This window comes from Klebsiella sp. HMSC09D12, assembly GCF_001808475.1.
Taxonomy (GTDB): domain Bacteria; phylum Pseudomonadota; class Gammaproteobacteria; order Enterobacterales; family Enterobacteriaceae; genus Klebsiella; species Klebsiella oxytoca.
Genome location: NZ_KV793379.1, coordinates 109682 through 117485, shown reverse-complemented (window position 1 = coordinate 117485; position 7804 = coordinate 109682). Strand labels below are relative to the sequence as shown.

7 protein-coding genes and 1 riboswitch are annotated in these 7804 nt (G+C 53.4%); of the genes, 2 read left to right on the top strand and 5 right to left on the bottom strand.

Going from position 1 to position 7804, the window contains the following annotated elements:
* Positions 1 to 101: 101 nt before the first annotated feature.
* Together murI and btuB are read right to left on the bottom strand one after the other, a co-directional pair.
* Positions 102 to 956 (bottom strand): glutamate racemase, encoded by an 855-nt coding sequence (gene murI, locus HMPREF3178_RS00915; RefSeq protein ID WP_029496758.1) that lies wholly within the window; start codon positions 954 to 956, stop codon positions 102 to 104.
* Complete coding sequence (gene btuB, locus HMPREF3178_RS00910; protein WP_024274870.1) at positions 901 to 2769, bottom strand: TonB-dependent vitamin B12 receptor BtuB; 1869 nt, start codon at positions 2767 to 2769, stop codon at positions 901 to 903. Before btuB ends, murI begins: the two co-directional genes overlap by 56 nt.
* A 65-nt stretch (positions 2770 to 2834) precedes the next feature.
* A riboswitch (cobalamin riboswitch) is annotated at positions 2835 to 3017 on the bottom strand.
* A 116-nt stretch (positions 3018 to 3133) separates the two neighbouring features.
* Here btuB and trmA point away from each other — a divergent pair.
* On the top strand, positions 3134 to 4234 hold the full coding sequence (gene trmA, locus HMPREF3178_RS00905) for a tRNA (uridine(54)-C5)-methyltransferase TrmA (RefSeq protein WP_017145147.1): 1101 nt from the start codon (positions 3134 to 3136) through the stop codon (positions 4232 to 4234).
* A gap of 46 nt (positions 4235 to 4280) precedes the next feature.
* Here trmA and HMPREF3178_RS00900 read toward each other — a convergent pair whose 3' ends face one another.
* Both HMPREF3178_RS00900 and fabR read right to left on the bottom strand, forming a co-directional pair.
* Complete coding sequence (locus HMPREF3178_RS00900) at positions 4281 to 4640, bottom strand: YijD family membrane protein (protein WP_004107583.1); 360 nt, start codon at positions 4638 to 4640, stop codon at positions 4281 to 4283.
* 15 nt (positions 4641 to 4655) lie between these two features.
* The gene (gene fabR, locus HMPREF3178_RS00895) at positions 4656 to 5291 is read right to left on the bottom strand and encodes an HTH-type transcriptional repressor FabR (RefSeq protein WP_004107582.1); all 636 of its coding nucleotides are present in this window, start codon (positions 5289 to 5291) and stop codon (positions 4656 to 4658) included.
* 196 nt (positions 5292 to 5487) lie between these two features.
* Here fabR and sthA point away from each other — a divergent pair, with 196 nt between their 5' ends.
* A complete protein-coding gene (gene sthA, locus HMPREF3178_RS00890) occupies positions 5488 to 6888 on the top strand; it encodes a Si-specific NAD(P)(+) transhydrogenase (protein WP_004116922.1) in 1401 nt (466 codons plus the stop codon).
* Here the strand turns inward: sthA and oxyR are convergent.
* Positions 6871 to 7788, bottom strand: a complete 918-nt coding sequence (gene oxyR / locus HMPREF3178_RS00885) for a DNA-binding transcriptional regulator OxyR (protein WP_004107578.1) — start codon at positions 7786 to 7788, stop codon at positions 6871 to 6873. The genes sthA and oxyR overlap by 18 nt on opposite strands.
* Positions 7789 to 7804 lie beyond the last annotated feature (16 nt).

The following is a 7804-nucleotide window of genomic DNA, read 5'->3' as shown; positions in this document are numbered from 1 at the left end:
CGTTGTTCCGTGTCAGTGGAGGCGCATTATAGGGAGTTCTGAGACGTTGACAAGCCCTGTTTGCAAAAAATCTTTCAACCGTCTCTTTTTTGTGCAAAAGGCTATGAAGGCGGTAATTTTTCCAGCGATTCGAAGCCGTAACGCTGCAAAACGCTCAAAAGCTGTTCAGTTTCAGCCGTTAACGCCATACAGTACGCAATATTGGCATCACCCGATTTTGCATCAGGCGCTTCATGCTCTAATAGCCAGGCGGTTCGACGCGCAATCGCCGCCCCGGAGTCGATCATTCTTGTCCCTTCCGGCAGAACCTGCTGCAGCTCCTCTTGTAATAGAGGGAAATGCGTACAGCCCAACACAACCGTATCAGGCGGCTCCTGCATTCGCAGCCAGGGACGCAGAATACGTCGCAGCTCATCCAGCGGAACCGGCTCGCCGTGCAGCTTGGCTTCTGCCAGCTCAACCAGCTCTGCCGATCCCAGCATTTCGATTTTGCATTCATTCGCAAAACGAGCAATCAGTTCGCGCGTATAAGGACGTTTTACCGTCCCGCGCGTCGCCAGCAGACCAACAACGCCATTCGCCGTTAATCGTGCCGCGGGTTTTATCGCAGGAACCACGCCGACAACCGGAAACGCAAATTTGTCGCGCAAGGCGGGGAGGGAAACGGTACTTGCGGTATTACAGGCAATGACGGCCAGCGCCAGGGGGTAACGCTGCTGAACCGCGGTGACAATCTCCAGAACGCGTTCAACAATAAACTCTTCGCTTTTCTCACCGTAGGGGAAAGCAACGTTGTCGAAAGCGTAGATATAATGCAGATTCGGCAAAAGCTGCCGAATCTCATTGTAAACCGACAGCCCACCGACGCCGGAATCAAACACCAGCACGGTGGGACGTGGATCAGAAGGTGTAGCTGCCAGACAAGTAGTATTCTCGTCCTGCAGTTTGGTAGCCATAAGCTGTCTCGTAATCTTTATCGAACAGGTTAGCTATTTTACCACGAACTGTCAGTCGATCGGTGATCGGATACGCTGCAGAAACGTCTACCGTGCTGTAGCTCGGCAAAATTCTTTGCGTATTGTTGTATTGGGAGGTGTTGTTGTCGTAACGCTTCCCATAATACTGCCACGACACATCCATATCGACATTAAACACGGACCAGTCCAGCTGATACTTTGCCTGTCGTTTAGAACGCCGGGCCAGCACTTCACCGTTATCATCGTTACGCGGATCAACATACTGCAACGTTACGCGATGGCTAAAAATACCGGTATCAATACTTCCCGTCCATTCCACGCCTTTAATCGTGGCGGCATTGATATTGTCGTACTCCCCCTCATAGGTAACAGGATCGGAGTAATAGGTAATCAGATTACTAATCTTGTAATGGTACGCGGATAAGCGCCAGTCAACAGGGCCGGTAAGCCCCTCCAGCCCCGCCTCCCACTGTTTCGACTCTTCAGGTTTCAGATTAGGATTCGCGTTGATACCAAATCGGGTTGAGCCAAACTGTTGTCCTAAAGAAGGCGCAAGGAAGCCGGTACCGTAACCGATAGTCAGGCGATAATTTTCAACAAACTCCCATCCTGCGGTAGTCTGCCAGGTACCGTGCCAGCCAAACTGCTCATCGTGGTCTTCACGTCCGGAAGCTTCGAGGGTGACATCACCCACTTGCTGCTGGCCCGTCAGATACAGCCCCGTGTTATCACGCTTGTAGGTATCCGACAGCGCCGTATCTGACGACGTTAAACGCTGCTGCTGCCAATCGACCCCTGCGCTGACCGAGCCGTGACCGACAATAACGTTATTGCCCCATTGAAGATTACGCTGCGTCATCCTGTCGAGCGTCGTCCCATCATTATAACGACCATAAATACTGCTGTAGTTATAGTCCTTTACCTTCTGATAGCTGGCGATAAGCTGAGAGGAGTAAATACCGGAATTGAAGTTCAGCCCGGCATCCCAGCTTTGGTTATAGAGCTGGTTTTCATCTGCGCTGTTGGCCGGACTATACGGCGGGCTTCCAAGATCGTAATCAGAGTTGTTGGTGTAGCTGTGTCCGCGGAAGAAACCGTCAAAATTCTCGTTAAATTTATGCTCAAGACTGCCCCAAAACGTTTTATTACGGAAACCATCGCGATCGCCGTCGTGATCCCAGGTTGAATCAGGCTGAACGTTAAAGCCTTTATTGCCCTCATAAGAGCCCGCAACTGTCGCGACCGTATCGCCAAAGCGATGGCGCAGAGTACCGTCATATTGTTGGTACCCTTTAGAACCCACCCCAGCGGTAATTTTGGATTGTTCTTTATCGGAATGCGTAATGACGTTAATCACGCCGCCCATTGCGCCGGAACCATAAATCGCCGAACGCGGGCCGCGGATATATTCAACTCTCTGCACCAGCGATAGCGGAATCTGGTTCAGGTCAGGATTATTGGTGATACCCGGTCGGGCCATGGGAACGCCATCAACCAGAACCAGCACCTGTTTGGCTTCAGTACCACGGATGAAGAGCGAGGAAGATTGCCCCATCCCCCCATTTTGCGCGACGTCCACGCCAGGCAATCGGCGCATTACATCGTTCAAATCTTTCGCCTGCCAGCGATCGATCTCTTCCCGCGTCACAACATCGGTCGGCGCAAGGACCGTGTTGACCGGTTGTTGAAAACGATTTGCTGTCACCACTAACGTATCTGAATTGCTGTCCTGCGCCCAGCCGGAAAAAGCCGTGACGGAGAGCGCCGTCATCAGCGAAGCTTTTTTAATCATTTTAAAAGCATCCGTAATATGCAAAGGATGCCGCCGGCTCTATCAATAGCACGCGATGATAGAAACCAAATGCGACGTATTCCGGCAGGTCTTCGGGCTTGGGGTGTTTAATGGATGAGGACTTCCCGCTAAATAACCGCAGTGTCTGCACTATGCGCTCATCCCACTTTTCCTTACCGCTGCGCGTCAGCTCCAGATTTGCACTGGATTCCCTATTAACTCATAGGACCGGTAACACGATGCTATAATTAGAAACATATAGATGTCCAGACTTCTACGGTGATATTTCCTGATATCATCAGGGCTGGACATCCCCAGCGCTTTCCCTACAATCCCCGCGTACTTATTTTATTCAGGATACATCATGACCCCCGAACACCTTCCTACCGAACAATATGAAGCGCAGCTGGCAGAGAAAGTCGTCCGTTTGCAGAAAATGATGGCGCCTTTCAGCGCCCCGGTTCCGGAAGTGTTTCGTTCGCCGGTCAGCCACTATCGCATGCGCGCAGAGTTCCGCCTGTGGCACGATGGCGATGACCTGTACCACATTATGTTTGATCAGCAGACCAAATCCCGTATTCGCGTCGATACCTTCCCGGCCGCCAGTGAACTCATTAATCAATTGATGACTGCCGTGATTGCCGGCGTACGCGATAACCCGGTACTGCGCCATAAACTGTTTCAGGTGGATTATCTGACCACCCTAAGCAACCAGGCGGTGATATCGCTGCTGTATCATAAAAAGCTCGACGACGAGTGGCGCCAGCAGGCGGAGCGTTTGCGCGATGCGCTGCGGGCGCAAAACCTGAATGTGCATCTGATTGGCCGCGCAACGAAGACGAAAATCGAGCTGGATCAGGATTATATTGATGAACGCTTACCGGTTGGCGGGCGTGAAATGGTCTATCGCCAGGTAGAGAATAGCTTCACCCAGCCGAACGCAGCGATGAACATCCAGATGCTGGAGTGGGCTATTGATACCACGAAAGGCGCAACCGGCGACCTGCTTGAGCTGTATTGCGGCAACGGCAACTTTTCGCTGGCGCTGGCGCGTAATTTCGATCGCGTGCTGGCAACAGAGATTGCTAAACCATCCGTCGCAGCAGCGCAATACAACATTGCCGCGAACCACATTGATAATGTGCAGATTATCCGCATGTCGGCGGAAGAGTTTACTCAAGCGATGAACGGCGTGCGGGAGTTTAATCGCCTGCAGGGCATCGATCTGAAGAGCTATCAGTGCCAGACGATTTTCGTCGATCCGCCGCGCAGCGGGCTGGATAGCGAAACGGAGAAAATGGTGCAGGCGTATCCGCGTATTCTGTATATCTCCTGCAATCCGGAGACCCTATGCCAGAACCTGGAAACGCTCAGTGATACCCACGAGATCACGCGCCTGGCGCTGTTCGACCAGTTCCCGTATACCCACCATATGGAATGCGGCGTACTGTTAACGAAGAAGTAAAGCTGCGGCAGGAAACCCGGCAACAGCGCTGTTGCCGGGCGATAGTTTATTCAGCGATCGCGCTCTTGCGGTTGCGCACTTTGTAGCCAATCCAGAACACCATAATCACCGACAGAACCGCCGGGAAGAAGTTAGAGCCGATGTCCGGATATTCCGCGCGCACAACGGTGCTATAAACCAGCACGCCGAGAATAAAACAGGCGGCGGCAAGCCCCGGCAGACCCACGGGCATACTACGATTTTGATAGCGCTGATGCAGACAGTAAACCGTCAGCACCAGCGACAAAACAGGGAAAATGGAAAAAGGGACAATTGAACTGAATAGCGCAGCGAAGGTTCCATTAATGGATAAACCTGCGATCAGCGCCAGCAGCAGCGTACCTCTATCTTGTACTGAGTGTTTCATTGCTCGTCCTTCACGTTATTCGGAATGATTTGAAATTTTTTCTTGTTCACGGCGATACCAATAATACGCGCCTTTCGAGATCATTCTGAGCTGCAGCACCAGGCGCTCTTCCAGCTGCCGACGCTGCTCCGGACCTACATCCAGGGCCTCGGCGCCGGCGCTAAATACGATGGTGACCATAGCTTCAGCCTGCGCTTCGGTAAAGGCGCGCGGCATATGGTTTTCGATTTCTAAATAGTCGGCAAGTTCCGCGATGAAATGCTGAATTTCACGCGCCACGGCGGCACGAAACGCCGCGGATGTACCGGAGCGTTCACGCAGTAGCAGACGGAAGGCATTCGGGTTGTTACCGATGAATTCCATAAAGGTGGAAACAGAGGTACGAATGACGCTGCCCCCTTTGGCGATACGCTGCCGCGCCTGACGCATCAGCTGACGCAGCATCAGCCCGCTTTCATCCACCATGGTCAAACCCAGCTCATCGACATCGCGGAAATGGCGATAGAAGGACGTTGGGGCGATCCCGGCTTCCCGCGCCACTTCGCGCAGGCTCAAGCTGGCAAAACTTCGTTCAGCACTTAGCTGGCTAAATGCTGCTTCCACCAGCGAACGCCGGGTTTTTTCTTTTTGTTGCGCTCTTACGCCCATCACGTTGTCTGAATCCTTCCATAAGCCCTTCCGGCACTATACCAGAGATTAGAACCAATCGGTTTACACTGGATTGTGAATGATTGTTTACGAGCTGTTTCTGCTTTTATGCCGCAAAAAAGCACAACGATAATTGGGTTAAAGCGCGCCGAATGTTATCATCGTGTTTATTTTATGTATAAAACAGGTGAGTAATGCCATGTCACACTCTTGGGATTATGATGCAATTGTGATTGGTTCCGGTCCGGGCGGAGAAGGTGCCGCCATGGGGCTGGTGAAACAGGGAGCACGCGTTGCCGTCATCGAGCGCTACCATAACGTCGGCGGCGGTTGTACCCACTGGGGTACCATCCCGTCAAAAGCCCTCCGCCATGCCGTCAGCCGTATTATCGAGTTTAACCAAAACCCCCTCTACAGCGACCATTCCCGTCTTCTTCGTTCTTCCTTCGCCGACATCCTGAACCATGCCGACAGCGTCATTAACCAGCAAACCCATATGCGTCAGGGTTTCTATGAGCGCAACCACTGTGAAATCCTGCAGGGCAACGCCCATTTTGTCGATGAACACACTATCGCGCTGGAATGCCACGACGGTACCGTGGAGACGGTGACGGCGGAAAAGTTCGTCATTGCCTGCGGTTCACGCCCCTATCACCCGGCAGACGTCGACTTTCATCATCCGCGCATTTATGACAGCGACTCGATCCTCAGCCTGCATCACGAACCGCGCCATGTGATCATTTATGGCGCCGGGGTGATCGGCTGCGAATATGCGTCGATCTTCCGCGGGATGGAGGTCAAAGTGGATCTGATCAACACCCGCGATCGTCTGCTGGCGTTTCTCGATCAGGAGATGTCTGATTCGCTCTCCTATCACTTCTGGAACAGCGGCGTGGTGATTCGTCACAACGAAGAGTACGAAAAGATTGAAGGCGTTGATGACGGCGTCATCATGCATCTGAAATCCGGCAAAAAGCTCAAGGCGGACTGCCTGCTCTACGCCAACGGCCGTACCGGGAATACCGACTCTCTGGCGCTGGAAAATATCGGTCTGCAGACCGATAGCCGCGGTCAGCTAAAGGTCAACAGCATGTACCAGACCGCCCTGCCGCACATCTATGCCGTCGGCGATGTGATTGGCTATCCGAGCCTGGCCTCCGCCGCGTACGATCAGGGGCGCATTGCGGCCCAGGCGCTGGTGAAAGGCGAAGCATCTGCGCATCTGATTGAGGATATCCCTACCGGGATTTACACCATTCCGGAAATCAGCTCGGTCGGCAAAACCGAGCAGCAGCTGACGGCAATGAAGGTGCCTTATGAGGTCGGGCGCGCGCAGTTCAAGCACCTGGCGCGAGCGCAGATTGTCGGTATGAGCGTCGGTACGTTGAAGATCCTGTTTCATCGCGAAACGAAAGAGATCCTCGGCATTCATTGTTTCGGCGAGCGCGCGGCCGAAATTATTCACATCGGCCAGGCGATAATGGAGCAGAAAGGCGGCGGTAACACCATTGAGTACTTCGTTAACACCACCTTTAACTATCCGACAATGGCGGAAGCCTATCGGGTAGCTGCGTTGAATGGCTTAAACCGCCTGTTTTAACGCCGCGTCGAAATGGCCATCCATTTTACTGCGGATGGCCTCCGCCAGATGTTCATAACGGCTACGCAGCGGAGAACCCGGGCGATAAACCAGCCCAACGGTACGTCTCGGTTCCGGCTTAATGCAAGGCACATAGACCACGCCATCGCGCTTTCTCTCCTGCGGCACGGCTAAGGCGGGCAACAGGGTGATGCCGCTACCGGCAGCCACCATGTTACGCAGCGTTTCGAGACTGGTCGCGCGGAAGTGGGTGTCTTCATCGGCGCCGGCTTCAAAGCAAAAGCCCATCGCCTGATCGCGCAGGCAGTGGCCATCTTCCAGCATCAGCAGTTTTTCACCGGCCAGATCCGACATCGGCACGCACTCGCGGTTTGCCCACGGATGATCTTCATAGATAGCCAGCATCATTGGCTCATCAAACAGCGGCACCTCAATAAAAGCTTCGCTCTCTTTGACCAGCGCCAGAATTGCGCAGTCGAGCTTACCGCTATCAAGCTGGGCCAACAGCTGATGGGTTTGCGCTTCATGCAGATACATTTCCAGCTTCGGAAAGGTCTGGTGCAGCATGGGGATAATCAGCGGCAGCAGATAAGGGCCAATGGTCGGGATCAGTCCGATATGCAATGGCCCGGACATGGTCTCTCCCTGCTGGCTCGCCATTTCCTTAAGCACTTTGACTTCGCGTAGCACGGTACGCGCTTGATCCACCAGCAGCAGCCCTGCCTGGGTGAACAGAACCTTACGGCTGGTGCGCTCCAGCAACATCACGCCGAGTTCATCCTCCAGCTTACGGATCTGCCCGCTAAGCGTAGGTTGACTGACGTGGCAAGAATCCGCCGCACGGCGGAAGTGGCGGTGTTCAGCTAGCGCTACCAGATATTCAAGATCGCGAATATTCATTATTCATCCTCCATCG